Origin of the sequence: Sphingopyxis sp. Geo48 (assembly GCF_949769155.1) — a bacterium.
Classification (GTDB): domain Bacteria; phylum Pseudomonadota; class Alphaproteobacteria; order Sphingomonadales; family Sphingomonadaceae; genus Sphingopyxis.
Window position 1 is genome coordinate 20,035 of record NZ_CATKPA010000003.1, and the last position, 24,430, is coordinate 44,464.

29 protein-coding genes are annotated in these 24,430 nt (G+C 65.2%); 6 read left to right on the forward strand and 23 right to left on the reverse strand.

Features of this window, described 5'->3' with window-relative positions; all coding sequences use genetic code 11:
* Positions 1 to 2 precede the first annotated feature (2 nt).
* The 9 genes from rplB to rpsL all read right to left on the reverse strand — a co-directional run bounded on the left by rplB (position 3) and on the right by rpsL (position 7,815).
* The gene (rplB, locus tag QOL79_RS11600; RefSeq protein ID WP_282950185.1) at positions 3 to 839 is read right to left on the reverse strand and encodes a 50S ribosomal protein L2; all 837 of its coding nucleotides are present in this window, start codon (positions 837 to 839) and stop codon (positions 3 to 5) included.
* A gap of 23 nt (positions 840 to 862) precedes the next feature.
* The gene (locus QOL79_RS11605) at positions 863 to 1,171 is read right to left on the reverse strand and encodes a 50S ribosomal protein L23 (RefSeq protein WP_058454348.1); all 309 of its coding nucleotides are present in this window, start codon (positions 1,169 to 1,171) and stop codon (positions 863 to 865) included.
* Positions 1,164 to 1,790: a 50S ribosomal protein L4 gene (rplD, locus tag QOL79_RS11610; RefSeq protein ID WP_058454347.1), complete on the reverse strand. Its 627-nt coding sequence runs from the start codon at positions 1,788 to 1,790 to the stop codon at positions 1,164 to 1,166. Before rplD ends, QOL79_RS11605 begins: the two co-directional genes overlap by 8 nt.
* 2 nt (positions 1,791 to 1,792) lie before the next feature.
* Complete coding sequence (gene rplC, locus QOL79_RS11615; RefSeq protein WP_058454346.1) at positions 1,793 to 2,566, reverse strand: 50S ribosomal protein L3; 774 nt, start codon at positions 2,564 to 2,566, stop codon at positions 1,793 to 1,795.
* 280 nt (positions 2,567 to 2,846) lie between these two features.
* On the reverse strand, positions 2,847 to 3,158 hold the full coding sequence (gene rpsJ / locus QOL79_RS11620; RefSeq protein ID WP_003042199.1) for a 30S ribosomal protein S10: 312 nt from the start codon (positions 3,156 to 3,158) through the stop codon (positions 2,847 to 2,849).
* Positions 3,159 to 3,303: 145 nt separating this feature from the next.
* The gene (tuf, locus tag QOL79_RS11625; RefSeq protein WP_058454345.1) at positions 3,304 to 4,497 is read right to left on the reverse strand and encodes an elongation factor Tu; all 1,194 of its coding nucleotides are present in this window, start codon (positions 4,495 to 4,497) and stop codon (positions 3,304 to 3,306) included.
* 131 nt (positions 4,498 to 4,628) lie between these two features.
* Entirely contained in the window at positions 4,629 to 6,722 is a 2,094-nt protein-coding gene (gene fusA / locus QOL79_RS11630; RefSeq protein ID WP_058454344.1) for an elongation factor G, read from the reverse strand.
* 121 nt (positions 6,723 to 6,843) lie between these two features.
* Positions 6,844 to 7,314 carry a 30S ribosomal protein S7 gene (rpsG, locus tag QOL79_RS11635; RefSeq protein WP_058454343.1) on the reverse strand — a complete coding sequence of 157 codons (471 nt, stop codon included), beginning with the start codon at positions 7,312 to 7,314 and terminating at the stop codon, positions 6,844 to 6,846.
* A gap of 129 nt (positions 7,315 to 7,443) precedes the next feature.
* Positions 7,444 to 7,815 carry a 30S ribosomal protein S12 gene (rpsL, locus tag QOL79_RS11640; protein ID WP_058454342.1) on the reverse strand — a complete coding sequence of 124 codons (372 nt, stop codon included), beginning with the start codon at positions 7,813 to 7,815 and terminating at the stop codon, positions 7,444 to 7,446.
* A 304-nt stretch (positions 7,816 to 8,119) separates the two neighbouring features.
* Here rpsL and QOL79_RS11645 point away from each other — a divergent pair, with 304 nt between their 5' ends.
* Positions 8,120 to 8,617, forward strand: coding sequence for a DNA-deoxyinosine glycosylase (locus tag QOL79_RS11645; RefSeq protein WP_058454341.1), 498 nt, complete (start codon positions 8,120 to 8,122; stop codon positions 8,615 to 8,617).
* Positions 8,618 to 8,620: 3 nt separating this feature from the next.
* On the opposite strand, the gene QOL79_RS11650 is transcribed toward QOL79_RS11645, so the two are convergent.
* Positions 8,621 to 10,849 carry a S8 family peptidase gene (locus QOL79_RS11650; RefSeq protein ID WP_283419695.1) on the reverse strand — a complete coding sequence of 743 codons (2,229 nt, stop codon included), beginning with the start codon at positions 10,847 to 10,849 and terminating at the stop codon, positions 8,621 to 8,623.
* A gap of 302 nt (positions 10,850 to 11,151) precedes the next feature.
* Between QOL79_RS11650 and QOL79_RS11655 the strand changes: the two genes are divergently transcribed.
* Together QOL79_RS11655 and dapD are read left to right on the forward strand one after the other, a co-directional pair.
* Complete coding sequence (locus QOL79_RS11655; protein ID WP_283419696.1) at positions 11,152 to 11,829, forward strand: pyrimidine 5'-nucleotidase; 678 nt, start codon at positions 11,152 to 11,154, stop codon at positions 11,827 to 11,829.
* The gene (gene dapD, locus QOL79_RS11660) at positions 11,826 to 12,668 is read left to right on the forward strand and encodes a 2,3,4,5-tetrahydropyridine-2,6-dicarboxylate N-succinyltransferase (protein ID WP_283419697.1); all 843 of its coding nucleotides are present in this window, start codon (positions 11,826 to 11,828) and stop codon (positions 12,666 to 12,668) included. The genes QOL79_RS11655 and dapD overlap by 4 nt, the downstream gene beginning before the upstream one ends.
* A gap of 39 nt (positions 12,669 to 12,707) precedes the next feature.
* On the opposite strand, the gene gpmA is transcribed toward dapD, so the two are convergent.
* Positions 12,708 to 13,394, reverse strand: a complete 687-nt coding sequence (gpmA, locus tag QOL79_RS11665; RefSeq protein WP_283419698.1) for a 2,3-diphosphoglycerate-dependent phosphoglycerate mutase — start codon at positions 13,392 to 13,394, stop codon at positions 12,708 to 12,710.
* Between the two features lie 189 nt (positions 13,395 to 13,583).
* Here gpmA and QOL79_RS11670 point away from each other — a divergent pair, with 189 nt between their 5' ends.
* A complete protein-coding gene (locus tag QOL79_RS11670) occupies positions 13,584 to 14,036 on the forward strand; it encodes an Hsp20 family protein (RefSeq protein ID WP_058454337.1) in 453 nt (150 codons plus the stop codon).
* Between the two features lie 65 nt (positions 14,037 to 14,101).
* On the opposite strand, the gene QOL79_RS11675 is transcribed toward QOL79_RS11670, so the two are convergent.
* The 12 genes from QOL79_RS11675 to QOL79_RS11730 all read right to left on the reverse strand — a co-directional run bounded on the left by QOL79_RS11675 (position 14,102) and on the right by QOL79_RS11730 (position 22,462).
* Positions 14,102 to 14,569: a GNAT family N-acetyltransferase gene (locus tag QOL79_RS11675; RefSeq protein WP_283419699.1), complete on the reverse strand. Its 468-nt coding sequence runs from the start codon at positions 14,567 to 14,569 to the stop codon at positions 14,102 to 14,104.
* A complete protein-coding gene (locus QOL79_RS11680) occupies positions 14,566 to 15,681 on the reverse strand; it encodes a M14 family metallopeptidase (protein WP_283419700.1) in 1,116 nt (371 codons plus the stop codon). The genes QOL79_RS11675 and QOL79_RS11680 overlap by 4 nt, the downstream gene beginning before the upstream one ends.
* Positions 15,678 to 16,304, reverse strand: a complete 627-nt coding sequence (locus QOL79_RS11685) for a DUF4136 domain-containing protein (protein WP_283419701.1) — start codon at positions 16,302 to 16,304, stop codon at positions 15,678 to 15,680. The genes QOL79_RS11680 and QOL79_RS11685 overlap by 4 nt, the downstream gene beginning before the upstream one ends.
* Before the next feature lie 80 nt (positions 16,305 to 16,384).
* Entirely contained in the window at positions 16,385 to 17,065 is a 681-nt protein-coding gene (locus QOL79_RS11690; RefSeq protein ID WP_283419702.1) for a cell wall hydrolase, read from the reverse strand.
* 197 nt (positions 17,066 to 17,262) lie between these two features.
* Positions 17,263 to 17,601 (reverse strand): DUF1491 family protein, encoded by a 339-nt coding sequence (locus QOL79_RS11695; RefSeq protein WP_283419703.1) that lies wholly within the window; start codon positions 17,599 to 17,601, stop codon positions 17,263 to 17,265.
* Positions 17,602 to 17,622: 21 nt separating this feature from the next.
* A complete protein-coding gene (locus tag QOL79_RS11700; protein WP_058454332.1) occupies positions 17,623 to 18,087 on the reverse strand; it encodes a PTS sugar transporter subunit IIA in 465 nt (154 codons plus the stop codon).
* Between the two features lie 174 nt (positions 18,088 to 18,261).
* The gene (gene hpf / locus QOL79_RS11705) at positions 18,262 to 18,840 is read right to left on the reverse strand and encodes a ribosome hibernation-promoting factor, HPF/YfiA family (RefSeq protein ID WP_058454331.1); all 579 of its coding nucleotides are present in this window, start codon (positions 18,838 to 18,840) and stop codon (positions 18,262 to 18,264) included.
* Between the two features lie 42 nt (positions 18,841 to 18,882).
* The gene (gene dnaQ, locus QOL79_RS11710) at positions 18,883 to 19,584 is read right to left on the reverse strand and encodes a DNA polymerase III subunit epsilon (protein WP_058454330.1); all 702 of its coding nucleotides are present in this window, start codon (positions 19,582 to 19,584) and stop codon (positions 18,883 to 18,885) included.
* A 19-nt stretch (positions 19,585 to 19,603) separates the two neighbouring features.
* Positions 19,604 to 20,227, reverse strand: coding sequence for a dephospho-CoA kinase (coaE, locus tag QOL79_RS11715; protein WP_283419704.1), 624 nt, complete (start codon positions 20,225 to 20,227; stop codon positions 19,604 to 19,606).
* Entirely contained in the window at positions 20,224 to 21,066 is an 843-nt protein-coding gene (gene aroE, locus QOL79_RS11720; RefSeq protein ID WP_283419705.1) for a shikimate dehydrogenase, read from the reverse strand. The genes coaE and aroE overlap by 4 nt, the downstream gene beginning before the upstream one ends.
* A complete protein-coding gene (locus QOL79_RS11725; protein ID WP_283419706.1) occupies positions 21,033 to 21,653 on the reverse strand; it encodes a Maf family protein in 621 nt (206 codons plus the stop codon). The genes aroE and QOL79_RS11725 overlap by 34 nt, the downstream gene beginning before the upstream one ends.
* Positions 21,650 to 22,462: a pyruvate, water dikinase regulatory protein gene (locus tag QOL79_RS11730; RefSeq protein WP_283419707.1), complete on the reverse strand. Its 813-nt coding sequence runs from the start codon at positions 22,460 to 22,462 to the stop codon at positions 21,650 to 21,652. Before QOL79_RS11730 ends, QOL79_RS11725 begins: the two co-directional genes overlap by 4 nt.
* 373 nt (positions 22,463 to 22,835) lie before the next feature.
* Between QOL79_RS11730 and hemE the strand changes: the two genes are divergently transcribed.
* Positions 22,836 to 23,861 (forward strand): uroporphyrinogen decarboxylase, encoded by a 1,026-nt coding sequence (gene hemE / locus QOL79_RS11735; protein ID WP_283419708.1) that lies wholly within the window; start codon positions 22,836 to 22,838, stop codon positions 23,859 to 23,861.
* 39 nt (positions 23,862 to 23,900) lie between these two features.
* A complete protein-coding gene (locus QOL79_RS11740; protein WP_283420005.1) occupies positions 23,901 to 24,320 on the forward strand; it encodes a CopD family protein in 420 nt (139 codons plus the stop codon).
* The last annotated feature ends 110 nt before the right edge of the window (positions 24,321 to 24,430 follow it).

Sequence of the window (24,430 nt, forward strand, 5' to 3'; positions counted from 1 at the left end):
GCTTACCTCTTCTTCTTCGCGTGACGCGACCGGATGATCATCTTGTCGGTCGACTTGTTGTGACGGGTACGAGCGCCCTTGGTCGGCTTGCCCCACGGGGTCACCGGATGACGGCCACCCGAGGTCCGACCTTCACCACCGCCGTGCGGGTGGTCGACCGGGTTCTTCGCGACGCCGCGAGTCAGCGGACGCTTGCCGAGCCAGCGGCCACGGCCAGCCTTGCCCAGGTTGGTGTTCTGGTTGTCGGGGTTCGACACCGCGCCGACCGTGCCCATGCACTCGCCGCGGATGTAACGCTGTTCGCCCGAACCGAGACGCACGATGACGAGACCGCGGTCACGACCGACCACCTGCGCATAGGTGCCGGCCGAACGGGCGATCTGGCCGCCCTTGCCCGGCTTCATCTCGATGTTATGGACGATCGTGCCGACCGGCATCTGCGACAATTCCATCGCGTTGCCCGGCTTCACGTCGGTCTTCTTGCCCGCGACGATCGTGTCGCCGACGCCCAGGCGCTGCGGCGCGAGGATGTAGGCTTGCGTTCCGTCTTCATACTTCACGAGCGCGATGAACGCCGTGCGGTTCGGGTCATATTCCAGACGCTCGACGGTGGCCGGCATGTCCCACTTGCGACGCTTGAAGTCGATGAAGCGGTACTTCTGCTTGTGGCCGCCGGCGATACCGCGCGAGGTCACATGACCCTTGTTGTTGCGGCCACCGGTCTTGCGCTTGCCTTCGGTCAGCGCCTTGACGGGCTTGCCCTTCCACAGCGACGACTTGTCGACGAGGATCAGGCCGCGCTGCGCGGGGCTGGTCGGATTATAATGTTTGAGTGCCATTTTCTTGTCCCTTCCCGAGCCGCTCAGACGCCCGTGGTGACGTCGATCGACTGGCCTTCGGCCAGGCGAACGATCGCCTTCTTCACGTCGCTGCGGGTGTAGGGCTTGCCCTTCCAGCGCTTGGTCTTGCCCTTGGTGACGAGCGTGTTGACGCTCAGCACCTTGACATCGAACAGCGCCTCGACGGCGGCCTTGATCGCGGGCTTGGTCGCGTCGTCCGCGACCTTGAACACCACGGCGTTGTTTTCGCCGAGCAGCGTCGACTTCTCGGTGATCACCGGAGCGAGGATCACGTCATAGTGACGCGCGTCGATGGTCTTTGCCTTAGCCATTGCAGCGGGCCTCCAGCTTTTCGACCGCCGCGCGGGTCAGGACCAGCGTGTCGGCACGGATGATGTCATAGACGTTGGCGCCGATGGCCGGCAGCGAATCGATGCCGATCAGGTTGGCCGACGCCATCGCGAAGCTTTCGTGCACCGCATCGCCGTCGATGAAGAGCGCGCGGTTGCCGAGTTCGAGCTTGCCGAGCTTGCCGGCGAGCGCCTTGGTCTTCGCGTCCTTGAGCTCGAGCGTGTCGATGACGACGAGCTTCCCGCCCTTCGCCTTGTCGCTCAAAGCCATCTTCAGGCCGAGGGTGCGGATCTTCTTGTTCAGCGAGTGGCCGAAGGTGCGGGCACGCGGGCCGTGCGCCTTGCCGCCGCCGATGAAGATCGGCGCCTTGCGGTCGCCGTGGCGAGCCGTACCGCCGCCCTTCTGGCGACCGAACTTCTTGCCGGTGCGGGCGACGTCGCTGCGCTCGCGGGCGGCGCGGGCGGGGCCGCGGCGCTTTTCGAGCTGCCACGCGACGACGCGGTGCAGAATGTCGGCACGCGCGTCGACGCCGAAGACGTCGTCGTTAAGGTCGATGTCGGCGCCAGCCTTGCCATCGAGGGTCTGTACCTTGACCTTCATGATCAGGACTCCTGTGCGCCGTCGGTGGCCGCGGTGTCGACGACGGTTTCTTCGACCGGCGTTTCGACCGGCGCGTCAGCCGGGGCTTCGTTGGTGTTGGCCGCGCTCTTGATGCCCGCCGGATAGGGGGCCTCGGGGTGACGCGGCAGCTTCACCGCATCGCGGACGAGCAGCCAGCCGCCCTTCGAGCCAGGGACCGAGCCCTTGACGAAGAGAAGGCCGCGCTCGGCGTCGGTGCGGACGATTTCGAGATTCTGCTGGGTGCGATTGCGGGCACCCATATGGCCGGCCATCTTCTTGTTCTTGAAGACGCGGCCCGGATCCTGACGGTTACCGGTCGAACCATGCGCACGGTGGCTGATCGAAACACCGTGGGTCGCGCGCATACCGCCGAAACCCCAACGCTTCATCGCACCGGCAAAGCCCTTACCCTGGGTCACGCCCTGGATATCGACGATCTGGCCGGCGACGAAATGGTCGGCCGACAGTTCGGCGCCGACGTCGAGCGTCGCGTCTTCGGCGACGCGGAATTCGACGAGCTTCGCCTTGGGCTCGACTTCGGCCTTGCCATAGGCGCCACGCTGCGGCTTGGCGACATTCTTCGCCTTGGCCGAGCCGGCACCCAGTTGAACGGCCACATAGCCGTCGCGTTCCTTATCGCGCACGGAGACGACCTGACAGCCTTCGAGGCTCAGGACGGTGACGGGCACGTGGCGGCCGTCGTCCTGAAACAGGCGGGTCATCCCCATTTTCTTCGCGATCACGCCAGTACGCATGATCCATACTCCTAAACAGAGGCCGGGCGGACCATTCCGCACGGCTTGCGGGACCCACCGAGGCAAGCCCCAGCAGAACCCTCCCAGCCCAAAATTTCGATGCATCGCCCCGTCCGGGCTGAGATGCCACCGTCCCGAAGGACCAGCGACGAGACGGGGGACGCAGCCCGGTCGTAAATGCTCTCCGAAGAGAGCGACCGGCGGTATCCACCCTATCGTGATGCAGGCGGCGAACCGTCCTGCCGATAGAGACCCCCGCTTTCGCGGGGGCGGCGTTGGCTTAGGCCAACTTGATCTCGACGTTCACGCCCGCGGCAAGGTCGAGCTTCATCAGCGCATCGACCGTCTGCGGGGTGGGCTGCACGATGTCGAGCAGCCGCTTGTGGGTACGCACCTCGAACTGCTCGCGCGACTTCTTGTCGACATGCGGACCGCGGTTCACGGTGAATTTCTCGATGCGCGTCGGCAGCGGGATCGGACCGCGAATGAGAGCGCCCGTGCGACGTGCCGTGTCGGCAATGTCGGTGGTGGCCTGATCGAGCACGCGGTGATCAAAGGCCTTCAGGCGAATGCGAATATTCTGCGTTTCCATGACTGTTCCAGTCGAATCCCGTCTGACGATGCGAAAGAGCGAAATGGCCTGTTCCGACCCCCAAAGGAGGCCGGAGAGGCCATCGAAAATCTTTTAGCTACGAGCCGCGCGAATCAGTCCGAATCGCGCGGCTCGCGGCCCTATATTACTTTGTGATGGTCGCGACAACCCCTGCGCCGACCGTGCGGCCGCCTTCGCGAATCGCGAAGCGCAGACCCTGGTCCATGGCGATCGGGGCGATCAGCTTGACCGACAGCTGGACGTTGTCGCCCGGCATGACCATCTCGGTGCCCTCGGGGAGGATAACCTCGCCGGTGACGTCCGTGGTGCGGAAGTAGAACTGCGGACGATAGTTCGCGAAGAACGGCGTGTGACGGCCGCCCTCATCCTTCGACAGGACGTACACTTCCGAGGTGAACTCGGTGTGCGGCGTGATCGAGCCGGGCTTCGCCAGAACCTGGCCACGCTCGACTTCTTCACGACCGACGCCGCGGATCAGCGCACCGATGTTGTCGCCGGCCTGGCCCTGGTCGAGCAGCTTGCGGAACATTTCGACGCCGGTGACGGTCGTCTTCTTGGTGTCCTTGATGCCGACGATCTCGACTTCTTCACCAACCTTGACGATGCCGGTTTCGACGCGGCCGGTGACAACCGTACCACGGCCCGAAATCGAGAACACGTCCTCGATCGGCATCAGGAAGGGCTTGTCGAGCGGACGCTCCGGCTGCGGGATCCATTCGTCGACGGCAGCCATCAGCTTCAGGATCGCGTCCTTGCCGATGTTGTCGTCGCGGCTTTCCAGAGCAGCGAGGGCCGAACCCGCGATGATCGGAATATTGTCGCCGTCGAAGTCGCGCTTCGAGAGCTCTTCGCGGATTTCGAGTTCGACGAGCTCGAGCAGCTCGGGGTCGTCCAGCTGGTCGACCTTGTTGAGGAAGACGACCATGGTCGGAACGCCGACCTGCTTCGCGAGCAGGATGTGCTCCTTGGTCTGGGGCATCGGGCCGTCAGCGGCCGACACGACGAGGATCGCGCCGTCCATCTGGGCGGCACCGGTGATCATGTTCTTGACGTAGTCGGCGTGGCCGGGGCAGTCGACGTGCGCATAGTGACGGCCTTCGGTTTCATATTCGACGTGCGCCGTCGAAATGGTGATGCCGCGCTCGCGCTCTTCGGGCGCCTTGTCGATGTTCGCGAAGTCGACGGCTGCGTTGCCCGCGACGTTTTCGGCGAGCACCTTGGTGATCGCGGCGGTCAGCGAGGTCTTGCCATGGTCGACGTGACCGATGGTGCCGATGTTGCAGTGCGGCTTCGTCCGCTCAAATTTAGCCTTAGCCATGATTTAAGAACCTTCTTCTTAGGTGTTTCCGTTGATCAGTCGTGGACGAGCCTGCTGAATCAGGCGCCGCCCTTAGAGGGTCTTGCCGCGCGGCGCAAGTCCGCGCGGCCCAGGACCCTTACTGGGACCCGTCAGGCCATCTTGGCCTTCACTTCTTCAGCCACGTTCGTCGGCACTTCCTCATAATGCGAGAATTGCATCGAGTATTGTGCGCGACCCTGGGTGAACGAGCGCAGCTGGTTCACGTAGCCGAACATATTGGCAAGCGGCACGATGGCTTCAACCACCTGCGCGTTGCCGCGGCTGTCGGTGCCCTGGATCTGGCCACGACGGCTGTTGAGGTCGCCGATGACGTCGCCCATGAACTCCTCGGGAGTCACGACTTCGACCTTCATCACCGGCTCGAGCAGCTTGATGCCGGCCTTCGCCGCCACTTCGCGCATCGCCGCACGGCCCGCGATTTCGAACGCCAGCGCCGACGAGTCGACGTCGTGGTACGCACCGTCGGTCAGACGGATTTCGAAGTCGATGATCGGGAAGCCGATCATGTGGCCGTTTTCGGCGCTCTCGCGCATGCCCTTTTCGACCGAGGGGATATATTCGCGCGGAATGTTGCCGCCCTTGATCTCGTCGATGAAGGTGATGCCCGAGCCGCGTTCGCCGGGCGCGACGCTGACCTTGACGCGGCCGAACTGGCCCGAGCCGCCCGACTGCTTCTTGTGGGTGTAGTCGACGTCGACCGGCTTCGCGAGCGATTCGCGGTACGCCACCTGCGGCGCACCCACGTTCGCCTCGACCTTGAACTCGCGCTTCATGCGATCGACGAGAATGTCGAGGTGAAGCTCGCCCATGCCCTTGATGATCGTCTGACCCGATTCATGGTCGGTCGACACGCGGAACGAAGGATCCTCGGCAGCCAGGCGGTTGAGCGCGATGCCCATCTTTTCCTGGTCGGCCTTGGTCTTCGGTTCCACCGACAGCTCGATGACCGGCTCGGGGAATTCCATCCGCTCGAGGATGATCGGCGCATTGGCGGCGCAGAGCGTGTCCCCGGTCGTGGTTTCCTTGAGGCCGGCGAGCGCGACGATGTCGCCCGCATAGGCTTCCTCGATGTCCTCGCGCGAATTGGCGTGCATCAGGAGCATACGGCCGATCTTTTCCTTCTTGTCCTTGACCGAGTTCAGATAGCTGCCCTTGGTCAGGGTGCCCGAGTAGATACGGGCGAAGGTGAGCGAACCGACGAACGGGTCGTTCATGATCTTGAACGCGAGCATCGACAGCGGCGCCGTGTCCGACGTCGCGCGCGAGTCGGGTTCGTTCGTGTCGGGGTTGACGCCCTGAACGTCGGGGATGTCGAGCGGCGACGGCAGATAGTCGACGACCGCGTCGAGCAGCGTCTGGACGCCCTTGTTCTTGAACGCCGAACCGCAGAGAACCGGAACGAACGCCTGGCCGAGCGTTCCCTTGCGGATAAGCGCCTTCAGCGTCGCGACGTCGGGCAGCGTGCCTTCGAGATAGGCTTCCATCGCATCGTCGTCCTGTTCGACGGCGAGTTCGACGAGCTTTTCGCGATATTCGGCAGCCTTGTCGACAAGGTCGGCCGGAATTTCTTCATAGAAGAATTCGGCGCCCAGGCTCTCGTCCTTCCAGATGATCGCGCGCTCGTTGACGAGGTCGACGAGGCCCTTGAAGTCGCCTTCGGCGCCAATGGGCAGATAGAGGACGGCCGGGACCGCGCCGAGACGATCGATGATCGTCTGGACGCAATAATAGAAGTTCGCGCCGGTGCGATCGAGCTTGTTGATGAAGCACATCCGCGGAACCTTGTACTTGTCCGCCTGGCGCCACACGGTTTCCGACTGCGGCTCGACGCCGGCAACGCCGTCGAACGCCGCGACCGCGCCGTCGAGGACGCGCAAGCTGCGCTCGACCTCGATGGTGAAGTCGACGTGGCCGGGGGTGTCGATGATGTTCAGGCGATGTTCGGGGCCTTTGCCCTCATCGGCCTTCCACAGGCAGGTGGTGGCGGCCGACGTGATCGTGATGCCGCGTTCCTGTTCCTGCTCCATCCAGTCCATGGTGGCGGCGCCGTCATGGACTTCGCCGATCTTGTAGGACTTGCCGGTATAATAGAGAATACGCTCGGTCGTCGTGGTCTTGCCGGCGTCGATGTGCGCCATGATACCGAAATTGCGATAGCGTTCGAGCGGATGGCTGCGTGCCATGATCTTTTCCTTGGATTTGGGGGGAGGCCTTTGGAGCCGCCCCCGATATAGGAAGTTTTGTTGCGATTGCGAGACGCCGGGGCGTCGCGCAAATTACCAGCGGCGGCTGACCTTCCCGCTGTTACCAGCGGTAGTGCGAGAAGGCGCGGTTCGCTTCCGCCATGCGGTGCGTGTCTTCGCGCTTCTTGACTGCGTTGCCGCGGTTGTTCGACGCGTCGAGCAGTTCGCCCGACAGGCGCGCGGCCATCGTGGTTTCGCTGCGGTTGCGCGCCGCGGTGATCAGCCAGCGGATCGCGAGCGCCTGCGCGCGGTCCGGACGGACTTCGACCGGAACCTGGTAGGTCGCACCGCCGACGCGGCGGCTGCGGACTTCGATGTTCGGGCGGATGTTCGCGAGCGCTTCGTGGAACACGCCGAGCGGTTCCTTCTTGGCGCGGGCTTCGACCGCTTCGAGCGCACCGTAAACGATGCTTTCGGCGACCGACTTCTTCCCGTCCAGCATGACGCTGTTCATGAACTTCGACAGCACCGTATCACCGAAACGGGGATCGGGCAGGATTTCGCGGCGTTCAGGACGACGACGACGAGCCATAGGTAATTCCTTTTACAACAGCATCCCGGCGCGGAGCGCTCGCGGGATGATCAAATAGCCGGGGAGTGAATGGATCCCGGATGAAATCGCTTGAAGCGATTTTCCGGGATGACGTTCACCCCGTGAACGTCACTTCGGACGCTTCGCACCGTACTTCGAACGGCTCTGCTTGCGGTCCTTCACACCCTGGGTGTCCAGAACGCCGCGCAGGACGTGGTAACGGACACCGGGAAGGTCGCGCACACGGCCGCCGCGGATCAGCACGACGCTGTGTTCCTGGAGGTTGTGGCCTTCGCCGGGGATGTACGAAATGACTTCGCGGCTGTTGGTCAGACGGACCTTCGCCACCTTGCGGAGCGCCGAGTTCGGCTTCTTCGGAGTCGTCGTATAGACACGGGTGCAAACGCCGCGCTTCTGCGGGTTCGCGTCCATCGCCGGGACCTTGGACTTCGCCTTCTGCGGCGTCCGGCCCTTGCGGACGAGCTGGTTGATCGTGGGCATGAATGCTTCACCTTTATGTGTCCGCCCATCGGAGCGAACGGTTACTGTACCGCGGTGGATGAAGCTCTGGCCGACACCTGCCGAAACCGGCAGAAAACGGCCAACCTGATAACAGCAAAAGACCCCGGCGGACTCGTTCGTCCTCCGGAGGCTCCATCCGCGCCAGCAATGTTCAAGCGCTGTTGTGATCGAGTTTGGCGGAAGTCCGCCGCTTTCGACCGTGCGCGCCCCTAGCGGTGATTCCCTCCGCGGTCAAGGGGAAGGCAATATTGTTGCGCCGTGCCTGCGCCGCTATCGGTCGTATATGGCCGCGCTTCGACACGCCAGCTTCGCCCCGCATGTCGCGCCCGACACGCGCCTGCTGATCCTCGGCAGCTTGCCCGGCGCGAGGTCGCTGGCCGAACGCCGCTATTACGCCCACCCGACGAACCAGTTCTGGCGCCTGCTTGGCGCGGTGATCGATCAACCGCTTGCGGAGTGGTCCTATGGCGAGCGGCTCGCCGCGCTGCGCCAAGCGAAGATCGGATTGTGGGACGTGATTCGCAGCGCCGAGCGGCGCACAAGCAACGACGCGCATATCCGCAGGGCCGACCCGCACGACCTTGCCGCGCTGGTGTCGACCCTGCCCGATCTTCGCATGATCGCCTTCAACGGCGGCAAGGCGGCGGCGATCGGGCGGCGTCAGATCGCCCCGCTGGGGGCGATCGCCATCGTCGACCTGCCGTCGAGTAGCGCCGCGAACACCGCAAGCTTTGCAGCGAAACGCGAAGCCTGGCTGGGCTTGCGCGACGCGCTCGACTGACGATCAGAAGCCCATCGTAAAGCGGAGCGCCGCGCCCTTGTCGTCGGGCATCGCCGCAATATGGCCAGGATCGCGCCGCCACCATGTGTTGGCGACCAGATCGCCGCCGAACAGAGTCAACGCATAGCTCGCCTCAGCCACCAGTTCGCGGCCCGTCGGTGCCAGATTGTAGGTGCGGCGCTCGAATCCAGCGCTCTGCGTCGCATAGTCGTACGACACGGGAAGCGTCAGATCGACCCCGCCGCGCGCGACGCGAAGCGGCTGCGCGAAGCGGAGCGCCGCACGGTCGCCGGCGCGCAGCAGGCCCGCCTTCGCGATGTCGAACGAGAAGGCGTTCGAGCGCAGCGCGCCCCCGGCGATCAGGCCGCCGCGATCGGGCCGCGTCCACATCTGGCGCCACGCGCCTGCGATGCTCCAACCGTCACCTATATCGACGCCGAGCCGCGCATCGCCGACGAGGCTGGTCGCTCCGCCCGCGCCGAAGACCGGCCCGAGCCGGGCGCCGAGCAGGCTGTCCGATTCGCGAAGCCAGCTTCCACCGAGCGCTGCCTGAAACCGCCCGAACCGGCCGTCCCAAGAGGCGCCGAGGCGTTGGTAGCGACTGTCGCGGATACTCCGATAGCGGAGCAGCGGATCGTCCTGCCAGCGCGATCCCGACACCGTGCCATTCTCGGCGCTCAGGCTGATCGCCTGACCGGGGGCGATCCTGTGCCGGATCAGGGCCCCGACCCCGGGGCTTGCGGCAAAGCCGAGGCCTTCCTGCGCGGCGTCGCCGACGAGCATCGCATGGCCCGCCTCGCCGCGTTCGCCCGCGAGCAACCCGCCAACGCCGCGCCCCACCGCAAGGCCGAGCCGGGTGTCGGCGTCGAGACGCGTCACCATCGACGCGGCGATCGTCCGCGCGCGCTGCGCATCGTGAAAGGAAAGACCCGCCAGCGCGTCGGTCCCGCCGACGCCCGGCGCGGTGACGAGCGAGAGCGCGGTCGCGCCCGAGGCGGCGCTCTGCTGGCGGACGAGCCCGCCGATCGCTCCCGATAGTTTGAAGTCGGGGCGGCGCTGGCGAAGCGACCCCGCGAAGTCGACGTTGAAGGCACGGCCGAAGCCGTCGGTGACCAGCCCCACGGCCGCGGTCTTGCCCTGCGCGCCCGCATCGCCCATCGGCCCGCCGAGTATGCCGAGCGCGCTGCCGAGCGGAACCGTCGTCGACGTCCCCGCCAGCGTCGTCGCGCCGATCGGCTGGAAGGCGCGCGCAATGTCGAGAATGCCCTGCCCATAGACCGCATCGTCGCCCGCCGCCCCGGCGTCGCGCGCCGACTGATAGAGCAAATCGACAATCTGTTGGCCGGTCAGGTTCGGAAAGGCCTGCGCCAACAAGGCGACCGCACCCGCGACCTGCGGGGCCGAGAAGCTGGTGCCGTTGAGGACGAAGACGAAACTGCCCTCGGTCTTGATCGCGCCATTCTCATAGGCGCAGCACACACCCTCCCCGAGCGCCGTCAGATAGGAACCCGCATAGGCGCCTGCGCGATTGCTGAAGTCCGCGATGCGCCCATTTTCATCGACCGCGCCGGCAATGATGACAAGCCCGCCGCCCGCATCGCGCAGCCCCTGCGCGAACAACTCGGGATTGTTCGGGTCATTGCCGTTTGCCGTCGTATCACCTTCGTTGCCCGCCGACAGGATGACGACGATCCCCGCCGCGGTCGCGCGCGCCACCGCCGCGCGCAACGACGCGCCGGGCGGGTCGCCGCCGCCCAGCGAGATATTGACGACGCGCGCGCCGGCGGTGACCGCGCGGTCGAGCCCCGCCGCGATCGCGCTCTCGGGAAAGCGGCAACCCGTTTCGTCGTTCGAAGGATCTTCGGTCGCGCAGCTTCCCGGCCGGTCGGCGCGGAGCACGAGCAGGTTCGCGTTATAGGCGATGCCGAAGGTGCCGGCGTCATTCTTCGCGCCGAGCAGGATCTGCGCGACATTGGTTCCGTGCGTCCCCTCGCCGTTGATCCCGCGCGCGCCTGCGACATCGGCCGAGAGCGTCGAGATGCGTCCCGCGAATTCGGCGCTGTCCTCGTCGATCCCGTCGTCGATTACCCCGGCCAGCACGCCCAGGCCGGTCGCGCCCGCCTGATAGGCGGTGATCGCGCCGTGAAAATTGACACCGTCGGATCGCCGCGTTTCGGCCGTGTTGAAATTGCTGCCCGGCGGCGGGGTCGGCGTGGGCGTGGGGGTTGGCACCGGCGTCGGCGCGGGTGTCGGAGCCGGGGGCGGGGCAGGGGTTGGCGAAGGACGCGCCCCGCCGCCACCGCCGCAGCCACCAAGCGACAGGGCGGCGATACAAAATATTGCGGGCAAGGGACGCGTAGCGATCCGGCGCATGAAGCTCTGTCGCATCGCCTCGGCCATCGGTCTTCCCCCTGTCGCTGCCTTCCGTCTCCTAGCTCGACGGACGGGCCCGACGCTAGACCCTACAGCCTTGCCGGAAGGTAAAGCGACGCGCCTTGCCGCCGGATCGTTGGCGCTTTATGCGACCGGGCGTCATGACCGTGCCGATCGACCATATCGAAAGCTGGATCTTCGATCTCGACAACACCCTCTATCCGCCGTCGGCGAAGCTGTTCGACCTAATCGACGAACGCATGGGCGCCTTCATCATGCGGCTGCTGGACGTCGATGCGGTCGAAGCGCGGCGGGTGCAGAAGCAATATTTCCACGATCACGGCACGACGATGGCCGGGTTGATGCGGCATCACGGCGTGCACCCTGAGGATTTTCTGGCCGACGTCCATGATATTGCACTCGACCGGCTGAGTGTCGACGATCGGTTCCGTGCGGGACTCGCGCGGCTGCCCGGACGCAGGCTGGTCTTCACCAACGCCGACGCCGACTATGCCGAGCGCGTTCTAAAGGCGCGCGGGATCGCCGATCTGTTCGACGGCATCTGCGATATCCGCATCACCGCCTATACCCCGAAGCCCGATCCCGCCGCTTATGCCGCGATGGTCGCGCACCTGGCGGTCGATCCCGCGACGAGTTTGTTCGTCGAGGATATGGCGCGCAACCTGACGCCCGCCAAAGCGCTGGGCATGACGACCGTCTGGCTGGACAATGGCAGCGAAAGCGGCCATCGCGACCACCTGCCGAGCCATGTCGATTTTCACGCGACCGACATCGTCGACTGGCTCGATACCTTACCGCAACCTTGGGGAATTTCATGAGCACCGACCTGCAAGCCACGATCGAAGCCGCCTGGGACGCCCGCGAAACGCTGGGGCTGACGACGACCGGCGCGGTGCGGGATGCGGTCGAGGCGGCGCTCGCCGGACTCGACGACGGCAGCTTTCGCGTTGCGACACGCGACGCCGCGGGAACGTGGCAGGTCAACCAGTGGCTCAAGAAGGCGGTGCTGCTCTCCTTCCGCCTCAACGACATGGAGATCATCGAGGGCGGCGCGGGCGGCGCGACCTGGTGGGACAAGGTACCGTCGAAATTCGCCGGCTGGGGCGAGAACCGCTTCCGCGACGCGGGCTTCCGCGCCGTTCCCGGTTCGATCGTCCGCCGCGGCGCCTTCATCAGCAAGGGCGCGGTGCTGATGCCGAGCTTCGTCAATATCGGCGCCTATGTCGGCGAGGGGTCGATGGTCGACGCCTGGGCCACGGTCGGCAGCTGCGCGCAGATCGGGGCGAACGTCCACCTGTCGGGCGGCGCCGGGATCGGCGGCGTGCTCGAACCGCTGCAGGCGGGCCCGGTGGTGATCGAGGATGGCGCCTTCATCGGCGCGCGCGCCGAAGTCGCCGAGGGCGTGATCGTGCGCGAGGGCGCGGTGCTGTCGATGGGCGTCTATCTCGGCGCATCGACCAAGATCATCGACCGCGCGACGGGCGAGGTCTTCATCGGCGAAGTCCCCGCTTATTCGGTCGTCGTGCCGGGATCGCTGCCGGGCAAGCCGCTACCCGACGGAACGCCGGGGCCGTCGCTCTATTGCGCGGTCATCGTCAAGCGCGTCGATGCCCAGACGCGCGCCAAGACCGGGATCAACGAGCTGCTGCGCGACTGATCAGATGCGTTGCCCTCGCCGGGGCGACGACTGCGGGCGTTAGCGCTCGCTCAGATAATAACGTTCGCGCGCCGTCAGATCGTCGGCAAGCTCATAGACGATCGGCTGTCCCGTCGGAATCTCCAGCCCCGTGATGTCGGCGTCCGAAATGCCCGACAGATGCTTGACCAGCGCGCGCAGGCTGTTGCCATGCGCCGAGATCAGCACCGTCTTGCCCGCCGCGAGCTGCGGCGCGATCGCGCTTTCATAATAGGGCAGCACGCGCGCGATCGTGTCCTTCAGGCTCTCGGTGTTCGGGATCTCGATGCCGGCATAGCGCGGGTCGCCCGACAGGTCGTAGGGCGATCCGGCGTCGAGCGGCGGCGGCGGAATATCGAAGCTGCGGCGCCAGATCTTCACCTGGTCATCGCCATGCTTCGCTGCGGTCTCGGCCTTGTCGAGCCCGGTGAGCCCGCCGTAATGGCGCTCGTTGAGACGCCAGTCCTTTGTCACCGGGAGCCAGAGCCGCCCCATCGCCTCGAGCGCGAGATTGAGCGTCTTGATCGCGCGCGTCTGGACCGAGGTGAAGCAGGTGTCGGGCGTGAGACCCTTGTCCTTCATCAGCTCGCCCGCCGCCCACGCCTCGGCCGCGCCCTTTTCGGTGACGTCGACATCCCACCAGCCGGTGAAGCGGTTTTCGAGATTCCACTGCGACTGGCCGTGGCGGATGAGGATGAGCTGCGGCATGTTCGGTCCTTCGGATGGAGGAAATTCGCCGCCCCATAGCGCGGGTTTTTGCCGAAAGCCAACGCCCCCTTGAAATGGTTTCGGCGGTTACCAGATTGGCCTTGTCCGGCCGCCAATACGGGGCCGGGTCGCGATCGCGGTAGATATACCGTGGTCCCGTGACTTCGCTTTGAAAGGAAGGAATGACCCATGCGTAACAGCTTCGACTGGACCCCCTATCGCCGTTCGACCGTCGGATTCGACCGTCTGTTCGATTTCCTCGAAACCGGTGGTTCAGGGGCCGAGAATTATCCGCCGTTCGATATCGAAAAGCTCGGCGACGACCATTTCCGCATCACCGTCGCAGTCGCCGGCTTCAAATCGAACGAGATCGACATCACCGCGCAGCAGAATATGCTGACCGTCAGCGGCCGCAAGGCGCCGGTGGCCGAAGGCGAGGCGCGCCAGCTGCTTTATAGCGGTATCGCGACGCGCGCATTCGAGCGCCGCTTCCAACTCGCCGACTTCGTGCGGGTCGACGCCGCCGACCTCGCCGACGGGCTGCTGACGATCGATCTCGTCCGCGAGGTGCCCGAGGCGATGAAGCCCCACAAGATTGCAATCGGCGGTGCTCCGGTGATCGAAGACAAAAAGGCCGCGTAACCACGCGTCCGTTTCGACCGAAAATATACGGGGTCCGGAGTCCCTTCCGGGCCCCGTTTTCGTGGTCAGAGTGCGCAGGTCATGAAGCGGCTGAACGGATCGGGCCGGTAGTCGGCAAAGGGATCGCAATCCGTGAATCCATGCGCGCGATAGAGCGCCAGTGCCGGCTCGAACGCCGGGCCCGATCCGGTCTCGAGGCTGAGACGTTCGAGGCCCCGGGCGCGGGCCTGGTCCATGATGTGACCCAGCATCTGCGCGGCAACGCCCTGCCGCAAGAACGCCTCTGCGGTGCGCATCGACTTTATCTCGCCGTGGCGGCCATCGATCAGCTTGAGCGCGCCGCAACCGGCGAGTTCATTGCCCTTGTGGATCGACCAGAAGGTCACGCCGCCCGCGCGCAGTCCGTCGAAATCGAGGAAGTGACAGCTGCCGGCCGGCGAGTTCGCCAGCATCCCCGCGAAATGCACCTCCAGCAAGGCCCGGATCGGTGCGCCCGACAGATCGTCCTCGACGATCCGCCAAGCGTCACTCACAGAAGCTGGTCCAGCGTCTGCAGGCAGGCGTGCGCGAGTAGCTTCGACCGCTCGGGCGACCAGCCCTGCACCGGGTCAGGCAGGTCGCGATTGTCCTTGAAGGGCATCTCCAGCGTCATCGACACCGCGCCGAACCGTTCGGCGAGCTGCGTCGTCGACATCGACATATTCGCCTGTCCCGGCGCCGATTCGGCATAGCCGAGATCGGTCTGGAAATCGGGGGTGTTCGCGGCAAGCGCCTGTTCAAACGCTTTATATTTTTCCATCTGGCCGGGCTTTGGCGACTTGATCCCCTCGAAGCCGGCAAGAAACACCGCGGGGATCGCCTCGTCGCCATGGACGTCCATTGCCCAGTCGACCCCGCTTTCATCCATCGCGTTGAGAACCGCCAGCACTTCGGGGCTGCGCTCGGCGGTCGGATTATCCCACTCGCGATTTAGGTTCACGCCCGCATAGTTGGTACGAAGGTGGCCGCGGCGCGAGCCATCGGGATTCATGTTCGGCACGATATGGAAGCGGCACTTCTGCCGCAGCGAGCGCGCCCATGGATCGGCGGGATCGACGAGCTTTTCGAGCGCGCCCTCCATCCACCATTCGGCCATCGATTCGCCGGGATGCTGGCGCGCATAGAGCCACACCTGCGTCGCGCCGGTGCCGAGTTCGATGCAGTCGATCGGCTGGCCCTCGAGGCTGGTGCCGAGGCAGCGATAGGTCACCCCCTCGCACTCGGCGACCGAGGCGATCAGGTCGTGGTGCCGCTCCATCGAATAAGGCGCGAAATAGGCGAGCCACAGGATCGGGCTTTCGGCGGTATGCCGGATCGCGAGCTCGCCCGCGCCCGCATCATAGCTGGTGTCGAGACGGAACCAATGTTCGCGATCGCTGCTCGCGCAGACGGCGTAGCCCGGCCAGCCATCGGGATAGGCCGACCCGGCGAGCCCGCCGATGGTGAGGTCGAGTTCGTCGCCGACGTCGCACGCGACGCGGAAGTGAAACCATTGATAGAAATCGGATTCGCGATCCTTGCGGATCGAAAGGCGCGCCGACGTGCCGTCGACGGAATCCACGACGATGTTGCCGCTGTCGAAAGCGGCGGTGATGCTGATGGTCATGGGACGCTGATAGTGCGTCCCGATTCGCCGGGGAAGTCCTTGAATAGCGCCTCTGCCAATTTCGCCGCGGCGAGACTCGGCTGCGCCGCCGGGGCCTTGACCGGCACCGCAGTCAGCGCGCGGCCCTCCCACAGCGCCTGCCCCGTCGCGGCATCGTCGATGCGCACCGAAAGCTGGAGGTCGGCCATCCGCTTCGGCCCGCCGCCGAGATTGAAGCCGATGCCGAGCCCGACGCCAGAACCATAGCTGCCAGTCGAGCCGCCGACCCCGACCGAGACGGGCGAACGGCGCGGGCCATCGAGTTGCTGGGAGCGATCGAAGCCGACGCGGACGCGAAGCGGCGCGGTTTCATTGGCGCCCGCAGCGACGAGACCCTGCCGCTGCAACTGCTGTTCGACTGCGGCACGATAGCTGTTCCATTCGATCGACGGCATCGCGGCCGGATCGTCGAGCGGGGCGGTCTGGATCGCGTAGCGCGTGCCCGGTGCCCAGCCGGGGATGGCATTGTGAAATCGGGTGACTTCGACCGGCGGCACGGCCGTCGCACAGCCGCCAAGCGCGAGCGCCGCTGCGGAGAGCAGGGCGACGGAAAGATGATGCATCATCGGGCGATCATGCGCCACGAATAATGGCTTGGCAATGAACGGGATGCGAAGCTCTGGCCGAATACGAAAAGGGCGGGATCCGATCCCGCCCTTCACCATCACCGATAGAAGATGTGATTGTCGATCGCAGCGACGCGCGTCTTGCGCCAACCCGGCGAGACATAGCGCGCGTGGAAGAAGAGCGCACCCGGCGCCTGGTTCTTCCAGCTGCCCGCGCGCGCGATCTGCGCGATTGCAACCGCGTTGTTCCACTGCGTGCCTTGGCGCACCGCGGGCATCCGGCCGCCGCGCACGAAGCTGAACTGGCTCGGCTGGTGGACGACGCCGCACAGGCTCTTGGGGAAACGGCCCGACTTGGCGCGGTTGATGACGACATGCGCAACCGCGAGCTGGCCGGCGAGCGATTCGCCGCGCGATTCGAAATAGACCGCGCCGGCCAGGCAGCGCAGTTCATCGTCCAGATCGGCCGGCCGCGGGGTCGCGGCGACGAGTTCGGCTAGCGTATCGACGTCCAGCGGAACCGCCTTGGGCTCGACGGTGGATTCGTCCTTGATTTCTGGGGTTGGGATTTCAGGGGTTGGCTCGACCGGCGTCTGGGCTTCGGTCGGCAGGTCCGCCGGCGGCTCGGTCGCCGTCGTGTCGGCCAGCGGCAGCGTGATCGCGGGCAGGTTCGCGCTAGTCGCGAGATCGCTCGCGAAACCCGGTTCGGCCAGTGAAAGTGCGGCCACGGCGGTCATGCCGACGGCAGCCATACCGGCCACGTTCAGAATGCGACTCATATATTCCGTCAAAAGGGCAGATGACGGACCGAAACCAAAGAACAGGCGGGCGAGCTAATTTTGCTCAGTGCCGCCTGCGGCCGTCACCCGACTGCGTGTCCGAACCGTTTTGCCGGGTGCTTCGCCGAAACGTCGCAACCCTCGGAACGACCTACGCGTTATGGGGTGCGCGGCACCTATTGTGCGGCGCAACAGAGTCAAGTTAACGCAGCCCACTCCGCGACGAGTCGTGGCGCATCTGCGATATCCAGTTCAACGATCCACAGATCGGGATCGGCCTTTCGCCGCCGTTCGCGATAGCTTTCGCGCGATTCTCCATCCTTTGGGTCGTCGGGGCCCACGGACTCCCAGACATAGGTGCCATCCAATGAAAAGCGCCGTTCCAGCAGCGGTCCGGGTTCACCGCGATCGCTGCACTGGACGAGAATTACGCCCGACGTATCGTCCCCTTTGCCGAGAACAGCCGCAAAACCGCCGGCCGCTTCGGTTCGCCGCATCAGCAGATCGACGAGAAACCGGCTCTTGAGCCGCGTCACGGGAAAATCCGGCGCGCGGCGTTACGCCGCGTCACGCGTTTCGGCGTCGGCGAGCAAAGCATACAGCGCTTCGTCGTTCTTCGCGCCGCGCAGCCGTTCGGCGAAGCTGTCGTTGCGGAGCATCCGCGACACGCCCGCGAGCGCTTTCAGATGGTCGGCGCCGGCGTCGAGCGGCGAGAGCAGCACGAAAAGCAGATCGACGGGTAGTCCGTCGACCGCCTGGAAGTCGATCGGCCGCGCGAGCTGCAGGAAAAGGCCGCGGACCCCGGTCAGATCCGCCATCTTGGCGTGCGGGAGCGCAATCCCACGCCCGAAACCCGTCGAACCCAGGCGCTCTCGCTCGAGCAGCGCCTCGCTGACTTCGCCGGCGTCGAGGCCGAGCGAACGGCTCGCAAGGTCGCCGACGAAGGGAAAGAGCGCCTTTTTCGAATCGAGCTGCACATGCGCACGCACGGTCGCCGGGTAGAGAAGGGAAGAAAGGTTCATCACTTTGATCAAATCTGTAAAACGCCGGTTCGTTGCCGACCAGGACATCCTGCGGGCAAACGATCACGGATCCGTCGTGGCAGGCCCCCGCCATCCCAGCATCGGGCATCGTTGGGCGCGGCCCTTAGGCCGGATGGCGAAGAAAATCCAGTCCTTTGTCCCGCTGCTATCGTCCTAGCGGGGTTCGACCCAGCCGATCGTGCCATCCTCGCGCCGGTACACCATGTTGTGTGAGCCGGTCTTGCTGTTGACGAAGAGCAAGGCGTTGGTGTTGCGGAGGTCGAGCATCATCACCGCGTCGGACACGCTGCTGGTCGGAATGTCGACGCGCGTTTCGGCGATGATCGCGGGCGCGTCGCCCGCATCCTCTTCCTCGGTCCCGGTGTCGAAAACGGTGTAGCTGGCGTTGTCCTCGATCTCGTCGAGCGAGGCGGCCAGGGTGGCGCCCGCGGCGCTGTTGCGGTCCTTGAGTCGGCGCATATAGCGTCTGAGCTGCTTTTCGATGCGCTCGGCCGCGCCCTCGAACGCGACATGCGCGTCCTGCGCCTGGCCGTGCCCCTTGAGCACCAACCCCTGCATCACATGCGCGACGATGTCGCACTGAAAACTGTCGTGCGGCCCTTTTCCGAAGGTCGCGTGCGCCCCGATCGCCCGCGAAAAATATTTGTCGGCAATCGCGTTCATCCGGTCCGACACATGCGCCTGCAGCGCTTCGCCGGTTTCGATCTGGTGGCCAGAGACGCGGATTTCCATTTTTCTTCTCCTTCCAGGGTCGCGCGAGCGGCGGGGAGGCCGCTACGGGCTATCGTGCCACAAAGGTTGGTTGAGTGCGGCGACGAACTCGGTGTGGCGCGCCAGCTCTGCGGCCGTGGCACCATGCGGGCGGGGCTCGCGGAACGCGCGCGCGGGAGCCGCCGCGCGAACCGGGGCGGCGGCGAGCGAACGCCCTACGTCTACCGATTGCGCCGCAAGGCCCAGGCCGATCTGCCGGCCGCCGGTCATTTCGATGTAGAGGTGCGCGAGAAGCTCGGCGTCGAGCAACGCGCCATGCTTGATACGGTGGCTGCGGTCGATGCCGTAGCGCGTGCAGAGCGCGTCGAGGCTGTGCTTCGCGCCCGGATGCAGCTTGCGCGCCATCTGCACCGTGCAACGCATCCGGTTCATGTCGAGCGCGGGACGTCCCGCGAGCATCAACTCGGCGTTGACGAAGCCGAAGTCGAAGGCGGCATTGTGCGCGACCATCGGCGCATCCCCCAGAAACTCCATCAGCTCGTCGACCCGAGTCGCGAAAAGCGGCTTGTCCGACAGGAACTGGATCGACAGGCCGTGCACGGCTTCGGCGGCAGCGGGCATGTCGCGCTCGGGATTGAAATAGGCGTGGAAGGTGACGCCCGTTTCGCGTCGGTCGATCAATTCGACGCACCCGATTTCGACCAGCCTGTCCCCGGTTTTGGGATCGAGCCCCGTGGTTTCGGTATCGAATATTATCTCACGCATCGAGGCGTCAATCTGGACCCTATCGCGCGCGGAAACAAGAGGCGATGGCGCGAATCTGGCGGCGTGTATAGCTTTTCGGACGCCCCGTTTCGATGACGAAATCGGCACGCGCGCGCTTGACGCGGTCGGGCACCTGCAGGTGGCGAATCGCCTTCAGCTTGGCGCGCGTCATCCCGGCGCGCCGCATCACGCGCTTCGTCTGCATCCACACCGGCGCCGAGACGACGGCGATCGCGCCGACGCGGCGCCAGCCGCCCTTTTCGAAAAGCAGCGGGATGTCGAGGATGACGACGTCGCGCGCGCGGTGGCGCATCAGGAATCGATGTTGCGCCTTCGCCACCGCAGGGTGGACGATCGCTTCGAGCGCGGCGAGTTCGTGGGTGTTGCCAAGGACGTGTGCGCCGAGTTTTTGCCGGTCGACGCCGTGTGGACCGGTGGTGCCGGGAAAGCGCGCCTCGATCGCCGCGACCAGCGCCCCGCCCGGGCCCTGCAGCCGATGCACCTCGGCATCGGCGTCGAACACCGGTACGCCCTCGCGCTCGAACATCCTGGCCGCGGTCGACTTGCCCATCCCGATCGACCCGGTGAGCCCGAGGATGAACGGACGGCGAAGCCGTGCACCGAGATGGTTGTGGAACCTCATGTTGTAAGCAGCGACCGCAGCTCGTCATCGCGGCCTTCGGGCGGCGATCGGCCGAAAAACAGTTCGAAGGCCAGCGCGGCCTGGCCGACCAGCATGTCGAGCCCGTCGACGGTGTCGAGCCCGCGCGCCTCGGCGGCCTTGAGGAGACCGGTCCGAAGCGGGGCATAGACGAGATCATAGACGATCGCGTCTTCGGGCAGGGGGGACAGGTCGAGATCGAGCGGCGGCTGGCCGGTCATGCCGAGGCTGCTGCTGTTCACCAGCAGCGACACCGGCGGCAGCGCGGCAGCGAGCCCGACGACCTCGCCCTTGAGCCCGAAGGTGGCAAGCAGGCCCATCGCCTTGAGCGGCGTCCGATTGAGAATCGTGACATGAGCGACGCCCGCCCGCGCAAGCGCGAACAGCACCGCACGCGCTGCGCCCCCGGCGCCGACCACCGCCACAGCGGCGCCGTCGAGGTCGAGCTCGGCGAGCGGGGCATAGAATCCCGCGGCATCGGTGTTGGTGCCGATCAGCGCGCCGTCCGGCTGCCGCACGACGGTGTTCATCGCGCCGATCGTCCCGCGGATATCGCCGGGATCGTTCACCACATCCATCACCGCGACCTTGTGCGGGATGGTGACGTTGCAGCCGCGCCAGTAGGGATCGGCCTTGCGATCGGCGATATAGGCTTCGAGCGCTTCGGGTTTCACATGCGCACGGCGATAGTCGCCGTCGATGCCAAGCGCGTCGAGCCAGAAACCATGGATGAGCGGCGACTTCGAATGGGCGATCGGATCGCCGATCACTTCGGCATAAGGCTTGCTCATCGCGGCGCCAATCCGGTCGCGCGCAGCCATGCCATCAACGGAAGCATCGGCATGCCGATGATGGTCCAGGGGTCGCCTTCGACCCGGTCGAATAATTGCACGCCTGCCCCCTCGATCTCGTAGCATCCGACGGTCCAGCGGATGCTGTCCCAGTTTTTCGCCACATAGTCGGCGATGAAGGCGTCGGACAAGGGACGCATCCAGAGCTTGGCTTCGCCGATCGCACGCCACACCGGCGCCCCGTCGCGCGCGGCGACCGCCGCGCTGAAAAGCCGGTGGCGCGTACCCGCCATGCGACGCAGATGATCGGCCGCCTCGTCGGGGCTTTCCGGTTTCGACAGCATCGACCCATCGTCGAGCGCGAGCGTCGAATCGGCGCCGATCACAGTGACGCGGGGAAGCCGCGAGGAAATCTTCACCGCCTTCGCCTCGGCGAGCGCGTCGGCGACGTTGCGCGGCGTCTGGCCGGCGTCGAGCAGCGATGCGGTGAGTGCCTCCTCGTCCACATGCGCAGCGCTGGTTTCGAATGTCAGCCCGGCGGCGCGGAACATCGCGGCGCGGCCGCTGCTTTGCGAAGCGAGGAGCAGGCCTGTCCTGAGCGAAGTCGAAGGGGTCATGCGGCGCCACGATCCTCGACGAGCTTGATCACCGCCGCCGCGGTTTCCTCGATCGAGCGGCGCGTCACGTCGATCACCGGCCAGCCGTTATCGGCGAACATGCGGCGCGCGTAAGCAAGCTCGGCCTTCACCCGCTCGTCGTCGACATAGGAGGTTTCGGGCGCCTGATTGAGCGAAAGCAGCCGGTTGCGACGCACCTGCACAAGGCGGTCGAGACCGGTGGTGAGTCCGACAACGAGCGGCTTCCTGAGATTGTAAAGCGCATCGGGCGGCGGCGATTCGGGAACGATCGGAATGTTCGCGGTCTTGAAACCGCGGTTCGCGAGATAGATGCTCGTCGGTGTCTTCGAAGTCCGCGACACGCCGGCGAGGACAATATCAGCCTGCTCCCAATTCTCCCATCCGATACCGTCGTCGTGCGCGACCGTGAACTGGATTGCTTCGACCCGCGCGAAATAGGCGGCGTCGAGCTGGTGTTGGCGCCCCGGCCGTGCCTTGGCCTGTTGCCCCAGCATCCGCGACAGCGCGTCGGTCACCGCATCGAGCGCCGGAACCGTCGGCAGGTTGAGCGCCGCCGCGCGTCGTTCGAGGCTCGCACGCAGCTCGCCGTTCACGAGAGTGAATAGGATCATGCCGGGGCTCGCCTGCACTTCACCGATGATCCGGTCGAGATGCGATTCCGAGCGCACCATAGGCCAGAAATGGCGCACAACCTCGACGTCGTCGAACTGCGCAATCGCCGCCTTGGCGATGTTTTCGAGCGTCTCGCCCGTGGAATCGGATATAAGATGCAAGTGGAGCCGGCCCATGCGGCATCCTTTCGCGGCGGCGGCATAAAAGGCAAGCAAAGCCTTTGCCCGCACATCGTCGCCGACCTACCCCGAAAGGCTGAAACTACCCCCTGTGGATAGTTTGCCGAATAAGTGCCGGGACAAGATCGGCACGGCGAATTCGTCCCCGGCACTGCCGATTCCGCTCCACCGCTTGTGCACAAGGGATGAATCTTATCCACAGGCTGTGAATTAGGGGGAGAGGGCAGAACGACTCCGCGACGGAACGCGCAACATGGGGAGTCAATATGTTGGCAAAAGGGACGCTGCGGCCTAAAGCCGCGCTGTTCGCCGACCAACAATCCACCACAATCATTTTTATATATTTATTGAGAAGAGAAAGAGGGGCCGTGTGAGGGCGTCGTCGAAGAGCTTGCTGGCAACGCTGCGCGGGGTGCGGCAGGAAAAGCCAGCGCTATGGCTGATGCGCCAGGCGGGGCGCTATCTTCCCGAGTATCGCGCGCTCAGGGAAACCAAGGGCGGGTTCCTCGAGCTTTGCTATGACAGCGAGGCGGCGGCCGAAGTCACCCTGCAGCCGATCCGGCGGTTCGGTTTCGACGGCGCGATCCTCTTCTCAGACATTCTCGTTGTCCCGCATGCGCTGGGCCAGAAGCTATGGTTTGAGGCAGGCGAGGGGCCGCGGCTCGCGCCCCCGCTCGTCGACAGCGCATTGGCGTCGCTCGAGGCGATGCCGCAGCGGCTCGATCCGGTCTATGGTACCGTTGCGCGCGTCGCGGCGTCGCTGCCGGCCGAAACGACCTTCCTAGGCTTTGCGGGCAGCCCGTGGACGGTTGCGACTTATATGGTTGCGGGGCAGGGATCGAAGGACCAGGCGCAGGCGCGCCGCATGGCATTCGGCGATCCAGTGGCGTTTCAGGCGATCATCGACGCGATCGTCGACCTGTCGGTCACCTATCTTTCGGGCCAGATCGAGAATGGCGTCGAAGCCGTCCAGCTTTTCGACAGCTGGGCGGGGAGTCTCAGCCCCGCGCAGTTCGAACGCTGGGTGATCGCCCCCAATGCCGAGATCGTCCGTCGATTGAAGGCGCTGCATCCCGACACGCCGGTGATCGGCTTTCCGAAAGGGGCCGGGGGCAAGCTTCCAGACTATGCGAACGAGGTCGGCGCCGATGCTATCGGTCTCGACGAGACGGTCGATCCGGTGTGGGCCGACAAGGCGCTGCCGGCGCATCTGCCGGTGCAAGGCAATCTCGACCCGCTGGCGCTCGTGGCGGGTGGTGAAGCGCTCGATACGGCGATCGACCGCATCCTTGCGGCCTTCCCCGATCGTCCCCATATCTTCAATCTCGGTCATGGCATCGTCCCCGACACGCCGATCGCTCATGTCGAGCATCTGATCCGGCGCGTCCGTGGATAGGCGGGACTTATGGAATTGGCAGGATTCTTGGGGGTGACGATGCTTTGGGTCAAAGCCGCGCACGTCATCTTCGTGATCTTTTTCATGGCCGGGCTGTTCATGATGCCGCGATTCTTCGTCTATCACCACCAATGCCCCGTGGGGTCGGACGAGGACAGGAAGTGGATCGAGCGCGAGGATCGCCTGCGCAAGATTATCCTGAATCCGTCGATCCTGTTCGTCTGGATCTTCGGGCTGATGCTCGCGTTCGACGGCGATTATTGGCACGAGGGCTGGTTCATTGCCAAATTCCTGACCGTTGTCGCGCTATCCGGCTACCATGGCTGGATGATCGGCTATTTCAAGAAGCTGGCGAAGGGCGAGCGCCCGCTGACCGAAAGGCAACTGCGGATGCTCAACGAAGTTCCCGGCATCGCCGCGGCGCTCGTCGTCATCCTGGTGATCGTCCGTCCCTTCTGAGGCTTCGGCCCATTTGAGGTTTCGGATCGGCGCAGCCGCGATTGACTTGGCTGGCGGCCGGTTATAGGGGCCGATCAACCCCGTTTTTCAGCGGGCGGCGCCTCGATACG